At 38.2% G+C, this 21,885-nt stretch carries 13 protein-coding genes and 3 pseudogenes; 6 read left to right on the top strand and 10 right to left on the bottom strand.

The genetic code is table 11. From position 1 onward, the window contains the following. Positions 1 to 10: 10 nt before the first annotated feature. From RM541_RS01465 to RM541_RS17460, 4 genes and pseudogenes are all read left to right on the top strand, one after another. A complete protein-coding gene (locus RM541_RS01465) occupies positions 11 to 3,730 on the top strand; it encodes a hybrid sensor histidine kinase/response regulator transcription factor (protein ID WP_311498451.1) in 3,720 nt (1,239 codons plus the stop codon). A gap of 593 nt (positions 3,731 to 4,323) precedes the next feature. Then, positions 4,324 to 5,913 (top strand): IS21 family transposase, encoded by a 1,590-nt coding sequence (istA, locus tag RM541_RS01460; RefSeq protein WP_311498653.1) that lies wholly within the window; start codon positions 4,324 to 4,326, stop codon positions 5,911 to 5,913. 53 nt (positions 5,914 to 5,966) lie between these two features. Continuing rightward, positions 5,967 to 6,614 (top strand): annotated as a pseudogene (istB, locus tag RM541_RS01455) (IS21-like element helper ATPase IstB); the annotation flags it as partial. Between the two features lie 920 nt (positions 6,615 to 7,534). Continuing rightward, entirely contained in the window at positions 7,535 to 7,714 is a 180-nt protein-coding gene (locus RM541_RS17460) for an integrase core domain-containing protein (protein ID WP_432264654.1), read from the top strand. A 178-nt stretch (positions 7,715 to 7,892) separates the two neighbouring features. Here RM541_RS17460 and RM541_RS01450 read toward each other — a convergent pair whose 3' ends face one another. The 9 genes and pseudogenes from RM541_RS01450 to RM541_RS01405 all read right to left on the bottom strand — a co-directional run bounded on the left by RM541_RS01450 (position 7,893) and on the right by RM541_RS01405 (position 19,424). Further along, positions 7,893 to 9,452 (bottom strand): SusD/RagB family nutrient-binding outer membrane lipoprotein, encoded by a 1,560-nt coding sequence (locus RM541_RS01450; RefSeq protein WP_311498450.1) that lies wholly within the window; start codon positions 9,450 to 9,452, stop codon positions 7,893 to 7,895. 3 nt (positions 9,453 to 9,455) lie between these two features. Further along, positions 9,456 to 12,722 carry a SusC/RagA family TonB-linked outer membrane protein gene (locus tag RM541_RS01445; RefSeq protein WP_311498449.1) on the bottom strand — a complete coding sequence of 1,089 codons (3,267 nt, stop codon included), beginning with the start codon at positions 12,720 to 12,722 and terminating at the stop codon, positions 9,456 to 9,458. A gap of 355 nt (positions 12,723 to 13,077) precedes the next feature. Continuing rightward, positions 13,078 to 13,563, bottom strand: a complete 486-nt coding sequence (locus tag RM541_RS01440) for an outer membrane protein assembly factor BamB family protein (protein ID WP_311498448.1) — start codon at positions 13,561 to 13,563, stop codon at positions 13,078 to 13,080. Continuing rightward, positions 13,539 to 14,084, bottom strand: a complete 546-nt coding sequence (locus tag RM541_RS01435) for a c-type cytochrome (RefSeq protein ID WP_311498447.1) — start codon at positions 14,082 to 14,084, stop codon at positions 13,539 to 13,541. Before RM541_RS01435 ends, RM541_RS01440 begins: the two co-directional genes overlap by 25 nt. Before the next feature lie 19 nt (positions 14,085 to 14,103). Next, positions 14,104 to 15,210, bottom strand: a pseudogene (locus tag RM541_RS17545) (PQQ-binding-like beta-propeller repeat protein). A 342-nt stretch (positions 15,211 to 15,552) separates the two neighbouring features. Next, on the bottom strand, positions 15,553 to 16,665 hold the full coding sequence (locus RM541_RS01420; RefSeq protein ID WP_311498444.1) for a bile acid:sodium symporter family protein: 1,113 nt from the start codon (positions 16,663 to 16,665) through the stop codon (positions 15,553 to 15,555). Positions 16,666 to 16,683: 18 nt separating this feature from the next. Further along, positions 16,684 to 17,970: a mandelate racemase/muconate lactonizing enzyme family protein gene (locus RM541_RS01415; protein ID WP_311498443.1), complete on the bottom strand. Its 1,287-nt coding sequence runs from the start codon at positions 17,968 to 17,970 to the stop codon at positions 16,684 to 16,686. Between the two features lie 21 nt (positions 17,971 to 17,991). Continuing rightward, positions 17,992 to 18,927 carry an RraA family protein gene (locus tag RM541_RS01410; RefSeq protein WP_311498442.1) on the bottom strand — a complete coding sequence of 312 codons (936 nt, stop codon included), beginning with the start codon at positions 18,925 to 18,927 and terminating at the stop codon, positions 17,992 to 17,994. A 41-nt stretch (positions 18,928 to 18,968) separates the two neighbouring features. Continuing rightward, positions 18,969 to 19,424, bottom strand: coding sequence for a nuclear transport factor 2 family protein (locus tag RM541_RS01405; protein WP_311498441.1), 456 nt, complete (start codon positions 19,422 to 19,424; stop codon positions 18,969 to 18,971). Positions 19,425 to 20,090: 666 nt separating this feature from the next. Between RM541_RS01405 and RM541_RS01400 the strand changes: the two genes are divergently transcribed. Both RM541_RS01400 and RM541_RS01395 read left to right on the top strand, forming a co-directional pair. Further along, positions 20,091 to 20,276: a hypothetical protein gene (locus RM541_RS01400; RefSeq protein WP_311498656.1), complete on the top strand. Its 186-nt coding sequence runs from the start codon at positions 20,091 to 20,093 to the stop codon at positions 20,274 to 20,276. Next, positions 20,248 to 20,829, top strand: a pseudogene (locus RM541_RS01395) (IS1595 family transposase); the annotation flags it as partial. The gene RM541_RS01400 and the pseudogene RM541_RS01395, both read left to right, overlap by 29 nt. A 103-nt stretch (positions 20,830 to 20,932) precedes the next feature. Here RM541_RS01395 and RM541_RS01390 read toward each other — a convergent pair. Beyond that, positions 20,933 to 21,133 (bottom strand): LuxR C-terminal-related transcriptional regulator, encoded by a 201-nt coding sequence (locus tag RM541_RS01390; protein WP_311498440.1) that lies wholly within the window; start codon positions 21,131 to 21,133, stop codon positions 20,933 to 20,935. Between the last annotated feature and the right edge of the window lie 752 nt (positions 21,134 to 21,885).

The raw sequence follows: 21,885 nt of genomic DNA, 5'->3' as shown, positions 1-21,885 counted from the left end.
GATTCCTCTGATGATGGACAATAATAAACCTTATAAAGCCCACGTATTAACAATGCTAGAAAGGAAGAATGGACAAATTCTTGTAGGAACATCTGGCCAGGGGATTTTTGAAGTGGATTTTTCAAGTTCAACACCTATAGCACGTAGTTTATCACACAATATTACGAGCTCATATATCTCGAATCTTTTTGAAGATAGTGAGCAAAACCTTTGGGTTCTTACACAGGATCAGGGAATTTTTAAAATTGATTCAGATAATCGTGTTAAACAATATCTCTCCAATGAGAAATATCAAGGCAATTTATCCACGATTATACAGGATTTGAATGACAATATCTTTTTAGGTAGTTTTAATCAGGGTCTATTGAAATACAACAAATCTTCCGATAAATTTATTCTTATTTCGACCACCGAAAACACATCTGTAACTTCTTTGCACTTATTGGCAGATAATAAGATACTGATTGGCACTGATGGTGCAGGGCTAAAAACCTTCCTTCCTTCTCAACAGAAGATGAGTCAAACAGACATTAGTTTTCCCAATTACAATTTTTCTAAGGCTAAAGTCCATTCAATTATGGAAGATGAAGTAGGGAATCTATGGTTAGGTTTATATCACAAAGGGGTTATGCTGATACCTGCAAGAAAAAACAATTTTAACTATATAGGATACCGTTCGTTTAAACATGATGTTATTGGTTCAAGCCCTGTGATGTCTGTGTTTAAAGATAATGAGGGAATTTTGTGGATAGGAACTGATGGCGATGGATTATACGGTATTTCTCCAAGGCTGAAAAAAAAATATCATTACGTAAATGATATTACTAGCCCCAAGAATCCATCTACAGTCATGCATATTTATGAAGATTCTAAAAAGAATCTATGGATCGGAACCTATTCAAATGGATTGGCTAAACTAAACAAAGAAAACGGCGAAATTGAATATGTTGAAAACTTAATAGACGAAAAAAATTACAAAGTCAATCGGGTCTACAGTTTGACTGAAGATAACAGCGACCACCTTTGGATCGGAACAATGGGTTCCGGACTTTTTTCCCTTAACCTGATTTCTGGTGAAATAAAGAACCATAATATTATTAAAGATGATGATAAATACAACGAAAGAGATGTTCTGCAAAACGAATGGATTAATTGCCTTCTTTTTTCCCAAAGTGGGAAACTCTATATAGGTACTTTTGATGGTCTTGCCATTTTAGATTTAAAGACCTATAGTTATGTCACGGAAGAAGGTACCAACAGTCTCTTGCGCGGTAAGATTATTTATTCATTGTTTGAGGATAAAGAGAATAATCTTTGGATTGGAACATCCGAAGGCCTTTTCATTAAACCAGAAGGTGAAGGAATTAAGAGAAAATATACAACTGAAGATGGTCTGCCGAGCAATATAATAAGTTCCATTGTCAGCGATAAAGCCAACAACTTGTGGATAAGTACTAGTCATGGTCTCTCTAAATTGATTCCTGCAAAAAAACAATTTATAAATTATTTCTTTGGGGATGGGCTTCAAGGTAACGAATTTATGAAGAATGCTTCGTATGTTTCCGAGGATGAGTCATATTTTGGTAGTACGAACGGTGTCACCTACTTTGATCCCAGTGAAATAGTAGAACAGCAAGTAGATTTAAACGTAAGGATAACTGGATTTTATCTTCAGGATAGAAATGTAAAAAAAGGGATGAAATCTGGAAAGTTCGATATAGTAGATAAAGCTGTTATCGATGCCGACACCTTTCATTTATCAAATAAAGATAATGATTTTAGTATTGAGTTTTCGTCGTTGGAATTTGGCAACCCTGAAAGAGTGACGTTCTCATATAAATTTGATGGTGGAGATTGGATCAAATTGCAACCAGGTGATAATAGCGTGGTTTTTAGCGATCTACAACCTGATTATTACTCTTTTCAGGTTAGAGCCGAAGATCAGGGTCATTTTTCTCCTATCAGAAAATTAGGTGTTATTGTTCATCCTCCTTGGTATTTCTCGACATGGATAAAATTTCTTTACGCCATAATATTTATTGTCCTTTGTTGTTTCTTTATTCATCAAATTCGTCAGCGTGAAAAAACGAAAAAGAGGCTACGCAATTATGAGCAGGCAAAGGAAATTAACGAAGCGAAGCTTCAATTCTTAACGAATATTTCGCATGATATTAAAACACCTATTTCATTAATTGTGAACCCTTTGAAGAAATTAATTCTTAATGACGATAATGAGGCGAGACAAAAGAGTTACCGTATAATGCAGCGCAATTCTGATCGTATCTTGCAGTTGATCCAACAACTAGTCGATGCCAGAAAATTGGATAAGGGTCAGATCACTCTAAGATTTCGTCAAGTAGATTTGATATCTTTTGTTCAGGATATTTATTTTCTTTTTGAAGATCAAGTTAATGAAAAGAACCTTCGGGTAGAATTCCTTTCAGAAGTGGAAAGGCTTGATGTTTGGATAGATCCAAACCATTTCGATAAGATTATCCAGAACATACTTTCTAATGCATTCAAATTTTCTCCAGAAAATGGTCTGATCAAAATCCTCATTACAACTAAAAATCTCGGTAATAATAACTCAACAACATCTGGAATTAGATTTTTTCATATTATAATTAAAGATGAAGGTGTCGGAATTAATGAGACAGAGATAGAAAAGATATTTGAACGTTTCTACCAGGCCAGTAAATTACGCCGTTCTGAAGGTGCCGGAATAGGTCTTCATCTTACACGTTCTATTGCCAAATTACATCATGGAACTATCTATGCCAGAAATAACAAAACTGGAATCGGTTGTAAATTTGTTGTCAGTATACCTTTAGGTAAAAAGCATCTCAGGCCAGATGAAATTGACCATGGAATGTATAAACCTGAAATTTCTAAACCAGAAGAGAAAAAGATGATCTCTCCAATTTTGAAAGATGAAGGCGATTCAAAAACTAATAATAAAAATAAGCCGAAAATCCTTATTATAGATGACAACCAGGATGTAAGAAATTATATATGTCAGGAATTACGATCACACTACAATATCATTTCAGCCTCCAATGGAAAATCCGCTTTCCCGCTAGTTTTAAAAGAAAATCCAGATCTTATTGTAAGTGATATAGTAATGCCCCAGATGAATGGCATTAAATTTTGCAGAAAAGTAAAGCATAATATTAAGATTAATCATATTCCGATAATTCTATTAACCGGTAAAACAGATTTTGAAACAAAAGCACAAGGCTTAGATATAGGTGCAGATGCTTATTTGGCAAAGCCTTTCAACATTGAAATCCTGAAAAAGACCATAAAGGGGCTCATTGGAAATAGGAAAATCTTGAAAAATTCATTCGGCGGTAATCAGGTTTATAATGAAAAAATCGAAAAGGTTCAAATTAAATCCGCTGATGAGAAATTGATTCAGCGTTTTATGGATATCACTGGAGAAAATATGCATAGAACAGATCTAAATGTTGAGATGATTGCACAGGAATTAGGAATTAGTAGAGTTCACTTATATAGGAAATTAAAACAATTGACTAATCAGTCTGCCCGAGAACTTATCAAAAATGTAAGATTAACTCAAGCCGGAGAACTATTAGCTTCAAAAAAAATCACTGTTTCGGAGGTGGCTTATGCCACCGGATTTTCCAGCGTTTCTAAATTCTCCACTAGTTTTAAAGAATTTTATGGGATACCACCAAGCAAATTTCGTGAGAGAGAAGAGCAGCTTTAAAATCCAGTAATACTTTAGTTGTGGTTAGAAATCCGATCAGTAAAATATCAATGCATTACTGTCAATCATGATTTCTACACTAAATGAAGAAAAAGTCCAAATATTCTTCATTTCTCTGAAGTAAATGTCAGGCGTTTTTCTATTATTTTTCAGCGAAAATTTTCGCCTTTAAAAGTTCCAGTGGTGTGATCGAGCCCTTAAGGGTTCTGCTAAAAAACGAATACTACTTATGTCAGGTCCAACCTTTAAAAGGAAACAAAAACTTAAAAATGAGTCATGCCTTCTGTAAAACGAGGTGCATGATGCTTTTTTTGAACAGAATTGTACCTGTAGGGTCTGTAAATTAAGCTCTGTCTGATATTTCAATTCCTCTGGGGCTAACCGTAAAGGAATTGGCGTTTATGACCAGCGATATACTGTCTCCAAAATGATATAAAATTGCTAAATCGTAAGGTGGATATTCAGGACTAAGCTGACCCCTCTGAAGCCCACCTTTTTAGGTATCTGTTATTCCGGCGGATGCTGACCCCTTGTAGAAAAAAAAAGCTGACTGGAAAAATTATTTAGGAGCATGTTGCCCCCCAGCTTTTTGTATTGGTTTTGGTTTATTTGATGGATACCATCAAAAGATAAGTAATGGCCGGAAAACCAAAACGAATGAGTCAGGTAAAGCAAATACTTCGTATGCACAAAAAGGGCAAGGGCATATAACCATTGCCAGAACCCTCTCGATCAGCAAGAATACTGTAAAAGGATATATAAAGAAGGCACGTGCAGGCGATCTTTCAATTGAAGCTCTATTGGCAATGGAAGACCCGGTACTGGAAGGGAAAATATGGCCCGGAAACCCAGCTTACAAAGACGAGCGCTACGAGCATCTTAAGACACAGCTGGAATACTACAGCAAAGAGCTTAAAAAAGTAGGTGTTACCCGGCAGTTGCTCTGGGAGGAGTATAAAACAGGAAATCCTTATCCCTATAGCTATGGCCAGTTCTGCTGGCACCTCCAGCAATACCTGCGCAGTGGGAAACCCTCCATGGTATTGGACCATAAGGCTGGGGACAAGCTTTTTATTGATTACGCCGGAAAGACTTTATCTTATATTGATAGGGATACCGGGGAGGAAATCAAGGTCCAGGTATTTGTTGCCTGTCTGCCTTATTCCGATTATTGCTTTGCCCTGGCCGTGCCCAGTCAGAAATTGGAAGATTTTATTTATGCAGTTGGCTGTTGTTTAAAAGATCTTGGCGGAGTTCCCCAAACCTTGATTCCGGATAACCTAAAATCGGCAGTAATAAAAGCCAATCCCTATGAGCCTGAACTCAATCGTGCCCTGGAAGACTTTGCCAATCACTATGGCACTTCTGTTACCCCGGCACGTCCCAGAAAGCCTCAGGACAAAGGTTTAGTGGAGAACCAGGTGAAGCTGATCTACAGCCGGGTATATGCCAAGCTTCGCAAGCTCACTTTCTTTGACCTTCCTTCTTTGAACAAAGCCATTGCCCAAAAGGTCAGGGAGCATAACCAGACCCGGATGCAGCAGAAGGATTACTGTAGGGAAGAAAAGTTCCTGGCCGATGAAAAACATACCCTGCAGCCTTTATCGGAAACAGCCTTCGAGATCAAATATTACAGGGAACATAAAGTGGCCAAGAACAATCATATTTACCTGGGAATGGACAAACACTATTACAGCGTTCCCTATACCTACATTGGCATGAAGGTCAAGGTAGTCTACACCCGATTGCTGGTGAGGATCTACCATAAAGTAGGCCTTATTGCCACGCATCCCAGGAACCAAAAAAAAGCAGGTTATACCATCCGGAAAGAACACCTGTGTTCCCACCACCAGTATTATAAAGAGCTTAGCCCCACATATTACCTGCAGCGTGGGTATAACCACTCTGAAGAACTTTACCGGTACATGGAAGCCTTGTTCAAACAGAACAAATACTCCGAGCAGCTCTACAAAACCTGTGATGGCATATTGAACCTGTCCCGGAAAACTAATAGGGAAAGCTTTATTAAAGCCTGTGGAATTGCCCTGGACCATGGGCAGTATTCTTACCGGTTCTTAAAGCAGGTCCTGGAGAACCGGATGACCGACTATCAGGAGGAACAAAAGGTAAAATCCCTGCCCACTCATGGGAATATCCGCGGGGCTTCTTTTTATAATAAGTAACTATTAAAATCAAATATCACATGAACACCATTGAAAACTAATTATCACAACTCCGGCTCGGGGGAATGCACCGAAGCTGGAAAGCTATGATAGAAACCCGGCAACACCACGAGCTATCCCTGGGGGAAGGTTTAGAAGTATTATTACAGGCCGAAGCCGAAGAACGTACCCACCGGCGTTTTGAACGCCTGAAGAAAAGTGCCCAGTTCCGTTACCAGGCTACCATAGAAGAATTAAACCTGGAAACCGCCAGGGGAATCAATAAAGACCAGATCACCGACCTGGCTACCGGAACATACTTGGAAAAAGGGGAATCGGTATTAATTACCGGTGCCACAGGCTGCGGCAAAAGCTTCCTTGCCTCGGCTTTAGGACACCAGGCCTGTAGCCAGGGGAATAAGATACTGTACTTCAATACACAGAAATTACTGATGAAAACTAAAATGGCCTGTATTGATGGAAGCTTCCTGAAGTTCTTTGATAAACTGGCTAAGGCCAGCCTATTGATCTTGGATGATTTTGGTCTGGCTCATCTGGACAAGAAACAACAAATGGATCTGATGGAAATCATTGAGGATAGGCACGGAAAATCATCAACCATTATTGCCAGTGAATTACCAGTGGGAAGCTGGTATGATATTATTGGAGAAGCTACCATAGCCGATGCTATTTTAGACCGTCTGGTATACACCTCCCATTGAATAGAACTTAAGGGAGAAAGTCTTAGAAAAAAACTGTAATATTGTCATTAACTTATCTTTTTGACCAAAATCTCTAGAGGGGTCAGTATGGCCTGAACGGGGGTCAGCATCACCTGAATATCCATAAGGCTCCAGTTATACAAAGGAACGGTCCTTTTCTTCTCAATTTCTTGTAGTCAGATAGATTAGCTTGAGTAGTGACATACTATTAGTAAAAGCACCTTTTTGGTAATTTTTTAGATTTTGCGATGAAAGCCCTCTACGGCATAGATGTATAAAGTATATAAGTCCAACTTGAAGATAACTAAAAGGTTACCTTAAAATAATTAATGTCTGTACCTATTGAAAATACTGAGAAGAGCGCAAAAGGCGGGAGTTGGTCGGTAATATTTGAATGGAGTATGATATCTCTATTAATCGCTGTTGTCACTTGGTACTGCTCTTCAAGAGTGTTTTCCATTACAAAAATATCTAACGCGGTAATGAGTTGCTCCGTATGGGAATGAGGGAGATCACCGATACTGGGGTTCGCTATGGTTTCTGAGAACCATAAAAGGGTGAATAGGGTCTAATGTGAAGAAGGACTTAAGCTCAGATCCAAACGTCTAAAAACGCATCGTTCCGCTGCCAAGAGAAAACCTACTGAAGGAAATGCCTCTAGTTTACACTAGTGCTGGAGCATGAATTTTGTCTGTGATCAGCTGTATGATGGGTCCCGATTTAGGGCTTTAACTATAGTGGATAATTATAGTCGAAAATGTCTTGCGATTTAAGCTGGAAAATTAGTAAAAGGAAGTGATTAGGTACAAGTAATGGAAAGTTTTACCTTTGAAAATAAACAAAATCTGAAAGGAATATAGGTAGATAACGGAAGCGAGTTTATTAGTAAAGTATTGGATAAATAGGCTTACGAAAATAAAATAGAACCGGACTTCTCAAGACCTGGAAAACCTACAGATAATCCTTTAATTAAAAGCTTTAAGGGGTCATTTAGAGATGAGTGTTTAAACATTAAATGGTTTTTTTGCATAGAAGATGTCCAGGAGAAAATTGATCATTGGAGAGAAGATTATAATGGTTTTAGGCCACATAATTTATAGGAAGATCTCCCAATGGAGTACATCGAGAGAAAAGAAATAGCTCGGATTTTCTACTTTTAACCAGTTCGTAGATTGGAAGGAGACCAGTAATAAAAAAGTGGCGATATAATAATTACATCGCCACTTAAAACAAGCTAACGAGCTCAATTATTGATTACAATTACAACATCTTATTTATTTATTCAATATCCCAAAAAACTCTTGAAATCAAATTATCTCCACCTATAGCTGCGGCTGCAGCTGAGTAGTTTTCTGCATTTGCCGAAGACTCACGATCTGGATAGGAAAATCTATTTGCAAACCCACCTCCGGCTACTAAATCATCATTAAAAGTATTAGGATTTAAATTAGGATAACCACTTCTTCTGAAATTGGCAAACGCTTCAGCTGCATTTGTAAAGCTAACAATCCAATATTGTGTATTAATTAATTCAAGAGCATTGGATTCATCATACGCTACTTCCGGTTCGTTGAGATAAGATTCAATTTCTGACATTGTAATTGAAGCGGTATTTGGATAGATCTCATACATTTGCATATGTGCAGTTATAGCCTCTTCGTAATATTCCTGAGCATCCCCATCTATCCATCCTCTATATGCAGCCTCTGCCAGCAGCAAAGCGGTTTGCGGGTATGTTACATACTCCTCTGGAGCTGCGGGAGATAATACAGAGTAAACATTGAATTGAGAATAGTCTAAGCCTGCACCTCTTGCACCTCTATAGCCCAGAGAAGTATCTCTTAATTCCACATCTGTTACCCCAATTGGAACACCAAATTGATTGTCCAAATCGGTGTCTGGCTCTGGATCATTTACGATTGCTCCCGGGTCATCATAGGTTGCCAATATATACGTACCTCTGGGATCATTAGTAGATTTTAATTGATCCACGAATGGTTCTGCAGCATAATAGAAAAATGGAAAATCACGTAAGAGATTATTGCGTCCATTAACATTTCTAATTCCATCAAGAACTATATACGCATTATCATCATTTGAAGTCATAACCCCTCCATTAAGAGCTTCTGAAACAATTGATTCAGCCTTGGAAGGATTGAGTTCGGAATAGCGCATACCTAATCTCAATAATAGCGAATTACCCAGTTTTCTCCATTTCTCCACCTGCGCTGATGCGGAATTTGTTGGATTTGAACCATTCTCACCATAAAAAAGATCTTCAGAGACAAACTCTCCATTGGGGTTAAATGAAGCCACTGCATCGGTAATTTCAGCATGTAAATTTTCATAAATTATCTCATCATCATCATAAACAGGATAAAAAATAATATCACTTACCGCTCTTCCAGCTTCAAAATAAGGTACATCTCCATAAGTATCGACCAATCTCATAAAGATATGTGCTTTCCAGATCCGGATCATATTCTCCAGGTTAGTACGCTCGGTATCTTCATCCAGAAGGTTTAAAGCCTGTATAATATTTCGAAGATCACCACCATAGGCGTCGTTCCATATTCCATTATTTACTCCATCAATATCTGCATTGAAATTGAAGCCAAGAGTAGCACCCTGATTATAAGGGTTTACAAACTGCTGTACAATAGTATTTTCTGCCTGAAGACTTCCAGTTCCAATTCGTTGGGCTCCCCCAAATAGCAGAGCAGGGTCGACATCGTTAACTGCATAAGGGTCGGTATTGACTTCGACAAAATCATCATCGCAACCTACGATAAGTAGAGAGGCAACAAATAAGAGTATAAATTGTTTTGTAATTTTCATTTTCTAGAATTTTAAATTTAGACTGAAAGTATAGTTGCGGGTGGTTGGAAGAGCAGCATTCTCATAACCGGCTCTAAAATCACCAGATGATTGCACTGCTTCAGGATCCAGTCCTGGTAAATCTTTATGAAGTATGGCTACATTTCTGCAGGCTGCCATTAAAGTTAGTCCTTTTACAAATTTTAAAGATGCTACATTACTCAACATATCTGTAAAATTATATGATAAAGAAACGGTTCTTAACTTTACAAAGTCTGACTTATAAGTAAATGGATCGCCAATCTGAAGGTTGCGATAATCAGCGTAAAAGCCTTGTAAATTGGAAACCGCTGTAGTGTTGGTCTGTCCGTTACTTTCATAAACACTATTTGGAACAATTATTCCATTTTCACCCTCTCTACGACCATCCAAAGAAAGTTTGGAATGTCCCTGTCTAGTCATATTCAAAAGAGTAGAAGATAACACAGTACCGCCCAGTTTATAATCAATTAAGAAACTAAAATTGAAGTTCTTGTAGCTAAAGTTATTATTCCATCCACCAGTATGCTTCGGAATCGAACTACCTACTGGTAAAAATCCGTTAGTTTCCTCAGCTCCCGGTGTACTGCTGTTTGTTGCGAGCAAACGACCATCATCATTTACTAAAATCTGTCCCTGTTCATTTCGCCTGTAGGTTCTTGTATACAATTGATTCATAGGAAGCCCTTCAGTATATCGGAGTTCTCCAAGAAATTCATTCCCAGTACCATTAAAATATACTACAAGTATAGTACCACTGTCATTACCAACATCTAATACTTCTGTAGAAAGATAAGCATTGTTCCATGAGGTGGTCCAATTAAAATTTTCGGATCGAATGGGTGAATATTCAATCAAGGTTTCCAAACCACTGTTTCGTAGGGATGCAATATTTTGCTTCGATTCAGTGTATCCTGAAGCATTGGAAATGTTTACATCTAAAATTTGATCTGTAGTAACCTTATCGAATGCGCCTACATCAAGCCTTAATCTATTATCGAACATTCTCATTTCTATACCAATCTCTTTTTCAGTCACTGTAAATGGCTGTAAAAATCGGTTGGGAGCAGAACCTCCAGCAACACTCGCAGTTGTTTGTCCATTTAGGGGTGGATTAATGGAATAATTTAACACTCCTTCATAGGTGCCAACTCCATTAACACTACCCACTTCTGCCCATGATCCTCTAAGCTTACCATAATTCAACCAATCCTGGCCATTCACCAATTCTGAAAAGATAAAACTTCCTGAAACAGAAGGGTAGAACACGCTATTATTTTCAGGGTTTAGTACAGAGAACCAGTCTTGTCTTCCGGTAACATTTAAAAACAATAAATCATTAAATCCAAATTCTGCCAATCCGTAAAGTGAATTAATCCGGAATTGACTAAAGCTATATGGATTTACACCATTATCGGTTTCAAAATTAGTGCCATTTGAAATTGAGTACAAGTCTGGCACCACAAAAAGCCTTGAGAACTGGAATTGATTTTGAAATTTAGACCTCCAGGTGTTCCCACCAAAACTCGCATCAACTGAGAATTTTCCAAATTCCTGGTTTGCTCCTAACAAGAAATCAGCATTTATATCAGTACTTTGTTGTTGTCCAACATTATATTGCCCTCTGTAAAAACCGGTATCGCCTTCAAAAATAGTGGTAGCTCCAGCACCATTAAGTGAATTCGATTCATTAAAAGTGGTGCTGTAATCGTAGTTATATCGACCCTGCAAATATAACCAGTCAGTAAACTCATATCTAAGAGTAGCAGTACCGAGTAACTTTTTTCGGTCATCAATATAAAACTGGCCCTTTTGTAACTGATAGTAAGGGTTATTTATAGTTCCTAAAAATCCATTAGTACGAAGTTCTGCTCCGGTCTCTGGATCTATTGCACTTTGCTCATAAGCCGATTCTGGTACGGAGTTCGCAAGTCTGTTAAAGAAATTCGCTGCTCCAGGACCTTGAGTACCAATTTCCGGAGGATTGATATTTTCTTCATTTGAATAGTTAACATTTAAGAGAAGACTTAATTTATCCGTAATGTTTTGATTCACACCAATATTAAAAATTCTCCTTTTATATTCATTCGCTGGTGTTATACCTTCTGCCTTTGTGTTGGCAAATGAAGCACGAAAACTACCTTTTTCATTTCCACCAGATAAACCAATCGTATTGGTAATATTCGTTCCAGTGCGTAAATAGTCAAAAAGTGGAGCGGAGTAATTTCTATAGGGCCTTTCCACGCCATCAAAATTTATGGATGGTTGTCCATCTAACCTTGCGCCAAAACCAAATTGACCTGTACTCTGGGCTTCACCCTGAGTCTGAGGTCTATTACCCCCAGTTCCCTGGCCATATTGAGTTTGTCTTATTTCATCTATAAAATTTAGTGGATTTGAAAAAGTAATATTCGAATTAAATTCCACCCCAATTCCCTGATTTAGGCTACCGGATTTGGTGGTGATTATAACGGCTCCGTTAGCCGCTCTGGCTCCATAAATTGCTGCTGCAGTAGCACCTTTAAGCACAGTCATACTTTCAATATCGTCCGGGTTTATACCTTGTAAATTGTCTCCCGTATCTCTATTGTTATCACGGCCATTAGCTCCCCTTGCGCCTTGATCCATTGGAAGACCATTGATAACAATTAAAGGTGAGTTACTGGCACCAGCAAATGCAGACTGCCCTCTAAGACGTATCTGCATGCTGGAACCAGCCCCGGCTGCAGGTGGGGTAATATTTAAGCCGGCAACCTGGCCTTCCAGGGATTCCATTACATTGACAGTTCTACCCTTGGTGAGTTCTTCGGGATCTACAGAGGTGACAGCATATCCGAGTTTTTTGGACTCTCTTTTAATACCAAGACCGGTGACAACTACTTCATTTAAAGAGGTTACGTCGGGTTCAAGAGAAATGTCTATCACACTTTGGTTTCCTACGGTAACCTCCTTCCTGCTAAATCCTATGGAAGTAAAAACAAGAATACTGTTTTCATCCGGAACTTCAATGGAGTAATTACCATCAAAATCTGTAGTCGTACCTGTCGAAGTACCTTCAATGAAAACTGTAACTCCTAAAACAGGTACGCCATTTTCATCTGTAACCTGCCCTGTAACTGTGGTCTGTTGGTTAAGTTTATCCAGGATTGATAAAGCTGTATCTGCTTTAGGCAAGTATAGCTCATGGTTTTTGGCCATTGCTCCAATGTGAGGTAAAAATACGACACACAATAAATACCAATAGTGCTTCATAATTGTTTGATTTAATTTAATTGTATTAGGTGAATCATTAATCTTAATATACCCCCGTTAATTTGGTATTGCTGGTGATTAGGTAAACTTATAGTTGTAAATATTTTGTATTAAGAAGTTTTCCCTGCAGGTAAAACTTCTCAGATTTTTTTTCACTTTAAGAAGACCTTAGGAATAAATTTCATCACATTCTTATATTTATAAAATTTTACGTTAAATTTTAAACAATATACTAAAATTTTTATATTAATTTTAATATTTGATATTTTAAACGAATTAAAACTTTTTATAAGAATATCACCTCTTGTCAATGTTTTTCAACCTTAGTTTAAAAACCTCTTACCAGTATATTTCGTTATTTATTATCCGGAATGCTGTAAATTACATATCCTTTGGGTAATGCTCCCGGTTTTTTTGAATGGTCATAACTGTCACTTCTAAAATTGGATGTGGCATTGATTACGAGATATTCCTTCCCATCAATGGAAAACATACTTGGTTGAGCATTCGTCTCATTGCTTAACGTGGTTTCCCAGAGTACACTCCCATCTTCGGCATCAAAAGCATATACCATTCCGCCATTTGCGGTAGCAAATACAATCCCGGTGGAAGTAGTTATAATACCTTTTCTATGGCTGCCGTTTGGTGCTCCTTTTGTTTTATCCCCCTGAACATATAATGAATTAATTCCTATCGGACGCCTCCATTTTATTGTGCCCTCATTAAGATCGTAAGCCAGAATAGAAAACCACGGAGGATTTATTAAACCCGGCCACTCCAAACCATAATCCGTAGAAAACCTGTCTTCGGGATGTTCTACACCCTCAGGATACGCCTCCATTGGTGCTCCCCTTTGTTCGTCTTTCTGTATGTAAACTCCTCCAGATGCCACACCGGTCCTTCGATAGATTCTTCTTTATCTTCTCCACGTCTAAACCTTCGACGATCCGGATTACCTCCAAGATATTGGAACAACGCCTTCAGGGTGATTTCATCTATGTGCACTTCACCAGGCATTACACCTTTACCGTTAATCACTATATTCTCAAATTCATCATAGAAGATAGCATTGTCTAAGTTTAACAGCGAAGGCCCTACTCCTCCCTCCATATTGGGACCATGACATGAAATACAGGAGTATTTCACTTTGTCCACATCTTTTTTAGACAGTTCATTTTTTGGTTTTTCTACTTTTTTCAGGTGATAGATTGATGCATATTCCTGGGTCATAATATACATCATGCCATTATTAAGATTCGCTGTGGTATTACCATAATTTGCCCCTCCTAAAGCACCGGGCATCATGATGGCTTCGTATTTATCTGATGGGGGCTTGAATAAACCAGTCGTGGTGGTGTCCAATCTTTTAAGCCAATCTTCTCTAAGCGAAGAAATATGGATTAAGGTTTTCCGGTGTCACCTCATGTCTGGTGAAACTTGGAAGAGAAGTTATAGGTTGTGTTGGCCAGGATTTCTCTCCTGGCATTTCGCTTTTGGGGAAGGGTTTTTCCTCGATTGGAAAAAGAGGTTCACCAGTAACCCTATCAAATACAAAAACGAATCCATGCTTTGTAGCAATGGCCACAGCATCTACTTTTTCCCCATCTTTAGTTACAGTTAATAATTGTGGTGCTGGTGAGAGGTCGTAATCCCAAAAATCATGATGTACCGTTTAATAATGCCACAGTCTTTCCCCAGTTCTGGCATCTACGGCTACGAGAGAATTGGCAAAAAGATTGCTGCCTAACCTATCTGCTCCATAAAAATCGTAGGTGGGCGAGCCTATCGGCAAATAGGCAATTCCGCGTTCTTCGTCCACAGATATTTCGCTCCATACGTTTGTCCCTCCCACATATTTGTATGCATCCTTGGGCCAGGTATCATATCCATATTCCCCTGGATGGGGTATGGTATGAAAGGTCCATTCCAATTTACCGGTTACTACATTATAAGCTCGAACATGTCCTGGCGGTGAAAAATAACCTTCTCCAGGAGCTGATCCAATGATTAGCAGATCATTATATATAACTCCGGGCATCATGGATTGTATAGTTCTCATGGAGGTGGGATCGCGATCAAGCCCTTCTTGTAAGTCTGTATATCCGTTAGCGCCAAAATCTGCTATGGACTTTCCTGTTTTGACATCAATGGCCTGTAACGTATTGTTCAGTGTAAATAGCAGCCTTTGATCCTTTTATTCGGAACTTTCCCAATAATTAATTCCCCTTCTAGTAATTCCTTTTAGGTTGGTGTGTATCCATATCTCTTTTCCTGTTTTAACATTTAGGGCGATCAGGGAATTATTTTTCCCCATCACATACATGGTGCTGTCCACGATTAAAGGATTAAAAAAGTAGGATCTTTCGTCTCCCGTTGGATACATCCATAAAATCTCGATTTCATCCACGTTAGACTTTGTGATACCAGGTGTATGAAAAAACTTTGATTGATCTGGACTACCGGCATAGTGTTCCCAAGAGGTGTGAATGACTTCATTTTTGCTTTCTCTCTGGCATCCGATTATAAAAAAATCAGTATTGACAGTACGACTAAGAAGATATTGGAAAAAAGCGGTAGTAGTTTAGTTTTAGACATAAAGTGAAAAAATGAAACCTGTTTTATTAAAATTTTTATTTCAATAAATTATTTATAATGAAGAAGCAGGTTTTTATAAATTTTTTAAAAAACAAATTTCATACTGATGATAGATAATTCACAAGGGCTTCTTAAGCGTTATAAGGCTGGATAAATTTGATGTCCAGGATGTTAATTTTAAGCAATAATACCATACCTTCTCAATTTTAAAATAAAAGTTCTGTAAAATAATTAATCACGCTTCCTTCATTACTTCATATGTAGGCTTTTTTTCATCCTTCGGAGATCTTTTATGCCAAAAAGATGCAAGTATGGAACCGGTAATGTTCATAATTGGACCAAACACAGCAGGCGCCAATCCCACCGTTGCCACCTTACCCATTTCATTTGCTAATCCCGAAGCTAAACCTGCATTCTGCATACCCACCTCAAAGGCAATAGTCCTGCAAGATCGCTCTTCAATTCTAAATATTTTACACCCCCAGTATCCAAAGAAGTAACCTGCCATATTGTGCATGAATCCCACCAGAATTAGTAGAGCTCCCATAGTTAAAAGGTTGTCTCGTCCCGCGGCAACTATTACAGCTATAATTAGTGCTATTCCTCCCATTGATATTAAAGGCATTACCTTGTCCAACCATGCGGTTTTCCCATGGAAAAGTTTATTGAATATTAGCCCAGCTGCAATGGGCAAAATGGTGATTTTAACTATACTCCACATCATTTCCCAAAGATCAATAGGTATTAACTGACCGCCAAAGGTTTTCATGAGAAGAGGGGTGACAAATGGCGCTAAAAGTGTAGCTACCGTAGTTAGAGTAATAGATAAAGCCAAATTGGCATTACCGATATAGCACATTACGTTTGATGCCAATCCACTTGGTGAAGAACCAATTAAAATGACCCCTGCGGCTATTTCTGGGGGAAAACTAAAAAAGAAAACTAAAGCGACACCTACCAGTGGCATGATGGTAAATTGACAGGCGAGACCAATAAAAACAGCTTTTGGATTCTTAATAACTTCGCCAAAATCTGCAAGACTCATGGTGGTCCCCATACCGAACATAATAATCTGTAGTAGCGGAACAATTAGAGACTTTACTTCAAATTCTCCCCAACGGGTTAACAGGCCAGGGTAGGTCATAGCAAAAGCAACCATTGCAAAAATAAGCATTGCGAATGAAAAACCTTTTAACCTTTTATAGCCGCGAAAACCCACTGAAAGAGCTAAAAAAAAGAAAACCATTAAAGGACCAAAAATAGAATATTGCCCCTTAAAATAAAAGTAAACTGAAAAAAGGGCCAGTATTCCTCCGGCCCATAAAGCAAATTTATATAGTGATTTCACAAATAAGTTTTTAACTATTTATTCAAAAAATGGAACACCTTCAGGTGCATATTTCCTCATAGCTTCTTCATTTATATCCACTCCAATGCCGGGTTTTTCAGAAACTATGAGAAAACCGTTATTTATCAATTCGTCTTCATCATGATCATAATGAACTATTTCTTTAAACATTGGATCAGTATGGAAATATGACTGCCATTCCATTAAATGAAAGTTAGGAACAGAGGCACACACATGCGCACATGCCATACCTCCCAATAAAGAAGCCACCATGTGAGGTGAGAAGGGCGCGTAATATGCGTTAGCAAGATTCGCTATTCGTTGTCCTTCTCCAAGTCCGCCACATTTTTGTAAATCTGGCATAATGATGTCCACACCATTATCTAACAATTGTTTAAATCCGTGAACGAGATAAACATTTTCACCCGCCGAAATTGGTGTACTGGTTTCATCTGAAAGATTTTTAAATGCATCAAAGTTTTCTGCCGGGATGGGCTCCTCTAACCATGTTAAGTTAAGGTCCTCTACTTTCGCAGCAATCGTCTGAGCCGTTACGCGGTCGTAACGGCCGTGCATATCAACACAAAGATCTATTTTTGGACCAACAGCTTCCCTTACGGCAGCAAGTTGATCGTACATTCTTTGTATTTCACCAGGACTGGCGGTCCAATTATAACGGTCATATTTGTCAGGATCATTTACATAATCAATATCGAATTTTAAAGCATTATAACCCCAGTCCTGGACGGCATCAACTGCTGCGGTAGCCATATCTTCTGGTGAAGGAAATCGAACACGATACAAGGCAGTATCACAATAAACTCTTACTTTATCGCGGAATTTACCACCCAATAATTGATATACAGGTAAATCAAGTGCCTTTCCTGACAAATCCCATAAAGCCGTCTCAATAGCCGAAAGTACAGCTACATACATACCAGATTGCCCTCCACCAAAATGACCGCCTCTACGAATATCTTCAAAAATTTTATGTATTTGAAATGGACTCTGACCAATCAATCTTCTTCCCATGGATTTTACAACATGATAGGTGCCTACAGTGGCATCTACCCCTTCACCCCATCCAGTAATTCCTTGATTGGTGTCTAGTTTTACAAACAATCCGCTTCCACCCCGAATAAAACCACATTTGACTTCTGTAATTTTTAAATCGGATGGTGCAGATAATTTAGGATTTTTATCTATGGCAATTTGATATTCGGTTCCGAAAACCGATGGTGCCAATCCCAAGCCGGCACCTGCCACTAAAGATTTTGTTAAAAAAGATCTTCTTGAATTTTTCATTATGATATAGTAGTTTAGTTCTTACCAGGTTCTTTCTTTTAATATTTCTTGGATCTGTTCTTTTGGGACAGGAAGGTCATCTACGTTTTTGTTAAGCCATTGACTAAAATCTTTTTCAATTTCATCAGACCAGCGTGTATCTATTTGACCTGCCGTGTACTTTCCTTCTCTTATACGTTTATGCCCAAACATATCTCGTAAACGTACAACTTCAGATGTGGTCACTACACGTTCTGCTAAATGTGGTGGAATAAAAGCGACTACCCCCATTTTACCTAAAATTACATCCCCAGGCATAACGGTAACTGTTCTAATTCGGGTAGGTTGATTTATACCTACAATCATAGTATTTATATCACCAGGAGGATTGTGGTGAGAAGCGTCATAACTCGTGTAGAAAGAAGTAAAGCCTTCTATTTCCATAAGGCCTTCTACATCCCTCAAAGCTCCATCATAGACAATTCCATTTCCCGACTTTGAATAAATTGCATTTCCTACATTGTCTCCAATAGTCGGTCCATTTCGATCAGCTCCGAACTGGTTTGCCACGTACACATCACCTTTTACCAACAAATCTACCGGCCATGTGTTTTGTCCTCTTTTGCCCTGCGCCTTTCCTCTTTCGTCAATAGCCTTCCAAACATCTGGGCGACCAGGCATAAATGTTGTGGTAAGAGCCCTGCCTACCAGAACACTATCGGGGTTAATCAATTTCCAGTCTTCAGCAATTTGATAGCGATAACCTTCGTTCTTCATAACGGCCCATGCTTCCTCAAGGCTTACTGATTTCATGCGTTCTAAAATATCATCAGATACCTTAGGCCTTCCATCATTAAATCTTTCTCCCTTCCATTCGGGGGTTAATAAAATAAGCTCATCCTTGGAAATCTGTTGCGAATACAATTGCGCACTCAGACCAAGAAGAACAACTGCAAAAAAGAATTTTGTTTTTAACATAATTTTAATTGAATGAGTTCTTAAATTAATTAAAGTATTAGTTATAGTTTATATGCCTGTCTGGTCAACAGCACAATTTCATTTTCTTTATTCTTTTGAAAAACCATAACAACACCTATCCTGACGGTTGCAGGATTACCAGCGTTAGTTCCTTCGCCAGTAAGAATATGTCTTACCACAGCAACGTCTCCGGAAAAAGTTATTTTTTGTTTTTCATTATTAATAGATAAAAAACGGAAGGGACCGTTTAACGCATCTTCTAAGAATTGCTCTTTATTCTGAATACTTCCACTGGAGTGTCCATAGGTAAGGTTTTGAGAAGTTATCGAATCCAAAACTTTTGAATTGCCTTCGATCATTGCTTGGTCAAATTGCTGTAAAGCATCAACAATTTTACCTTTTTGAATAGTAGTGTCCTGGGCGGAAGCGCAAGAGTTTAGAAGAATAAATGTGCAAAAAAACAGTACTGCTTTTACTAAAATAAGCTTTTGCTTCATCTGTTTATTTTTATTTTTGATTTCAGAATTTAACGAAAGTGCTTTTTCGTAAGTACCAAGTTTTAATTAACACTCCTTTACGCTTTTCTGATTTGCACTGTCAATTTATGAACCGTTGGACTTTCGGAACTACAACAACGAATAATTTGAAAACAGCAATATTTCATCAGCATCATTAAGAAAAACGTTAAAAAACTCGTCTCTTTTTGTTAATTTAAATGCAATATATGTAAAAATTTTTAACATTGACAAATAAAAATTTTTTTCAAGAAAAATATGAATCGATTATAATTTAATTAAAAAAATATGTGCACCAGCCAAGAACCAACATATGAGATATGTTAATCTGTGGGCAAGATTAAAAGTCGAATCCATTGCATGTAGAACCCCAGGTTTATTATGTTAGCTCATTATCAGAAAGCTAGAATGCTCTGAGTATAACTCCAACCGAAATAAATAGGAAATACTAAACTATTTCAATTCTGCTACTTTTTAATATCATGTTCGTTGGAGTGTAGATTTTCTATCTCATTCACTTTTAATAAATAAGAAGAGCCGATTAGAATGTATAAAAAGGTACAACAGGATTTTAGGAGAGAATTAGGACTTAAAATCAACTCATGTCAAAAGAAAACTATGGCAATGGAAATTTAAAAAAATATATAAATGGAACGTGGTACAGGCGACGGCGAAAAGTTCCATGCGCAGAATCCAGCTGAGGGAGAAAAAGGAGATGTCTTTACTGAAGCGAATTCAAAGCAAGTTTATATGGCTGTAACCGGAGCGGCTAAAGCCTTTGAAATAGTTTGTAAAAAGGATATGAAAAGCAGGTTATATGTACTAATACTATGATTGCCAAAATGTTAAAAGTTCAATAACCAATACCTTGTTCCATTAGATTAAATTTGACCTAGACATCCTTTTGTATTGTTTTTGAATTGTCCGCCAGCAGTATGAGTATATCGGGCATCCAAATGGGGAAACATTTAATAACCGCTGAAAACGGCTTAATATTTTATGCAGAAGGTAAGGACCTCCATGCAAAACAGCCGGCAATACCCACTCTTGGGAATTGTGCGCGTTGATGAATTTACCGTTGGAGAAAAGGAAGAGGGGAGGTAAGCAGCCATGATTCTGAAGAAAAAAGCGGTCATAGCAATTGAACTCAATAAATATCAAATTAAAAGAGCTAGTGACAAGTCTATTGATGATTACTCCTCGAAATCATTGAACCTTATTTTCGAATTACACAATGGTGCCGGTGCTAAAGGGGAAACTGATAAAAGGCGCGGTTACTATCCCTTAAAAATATATCATATCGAACAAAACTGAGTTCATAAGGCAAAAACTTCAAAGATTTGGAATTATAATTATGCAAGTCAAATCTTGGCTCCGGGCGATCCCAGAAGCATATCTTCCCAAAGTAGTTGCCGGGTAACACCTACTTTTTTAAGTTCTTTGCTGTAGTATTCAAGCTAAGTTTTAAGCTGTTCATACCGCTCATCTTTTTAAGCGGGGTTTCCGGGCCATAACTTCCCCTCAAGTACAGGGTCTTCCAAGGCCAATAAAGCTTCAACTGGAAGAGTGTCTGTTTTAACTTTACGAACATATCCTCTAACGGTATTCTTACTGATGGACAAGGTTTTGGCAATAGTTTTTATTCCCTTGCCCTGCTGGTGCATACGGAGTATTTGTTTTACTTGACTCATTCGTTTTGGTTTTCCGGCCATTACTTATCTTTTGATGGTATTCATCAAATAAACCAAAAACCAATTCGAAAAACGGGGGGTCAACATGCTCCGGAATAAATTCACAGAGGGGTCAGTATGCTCCAGAATAATTTTACCGGACAGCCATTTTTTAATTTATAAGGGAGTCAGTATCTGCCGGAACGACAGGTAACTAAAAAGTAGTTTTCAGGGGGGGCAGCTTAATCCGGAATATCCATTTTTGCTGTCAGGATTAATATGCCCACGCAGCTCTTGTAGTTCTGTTCAGGATATTGTTTTCTATTAAGTATTATTTTAATGCATTGCTCTACCGAAGAACCGATGCTCCTGGCCCAATTAATAAAGTAATCATGGCTCCAGTCGCTGTTATGGTATGTTTTACCGGCATGTGTTCTTTTACGGTTATATAGGCATAAGGTTTTCTCTTGCGCTGGTGCAGGGCCAATCGGGTTTGAGCAGGGTAAACATCAACCGGGTTCTGAGTCAGGATCAGCTTTACTTTATTTCTAAAAAAGTGCCGTTGTCCCTTTTATATTCCTTTAGCTCATACCGCTCTATTGGAAGAGGCTTCAGCTCGGGCTTTTCTATTTCCAGATACAGCTCCGTGTGACTATCCTTTTTTCTTTTGAAAGGGAGCATTGTTATAGGGGATCAACAACTCCCTCATAGCGGTATTCATTGAGGCTGTAAAATTTTCTGTTACGAAGAGCCGCATAACTACGGGTGTAGGT

The organism is Autumnicola psychrophila (genome assembly GCF_031846645.1).
Lineage (GTDB): Bacteria > Bacteroidota > Bacteroidia > Flavobacteriales > Flavobacteriaceae > Autumnicola > Autumnicola psychrophila.
The sequence above is the reverse complement of the archived record's forward strand: the minus strand, read 5'-3'. Positions and strand labels throughout refer to the sequence as shown.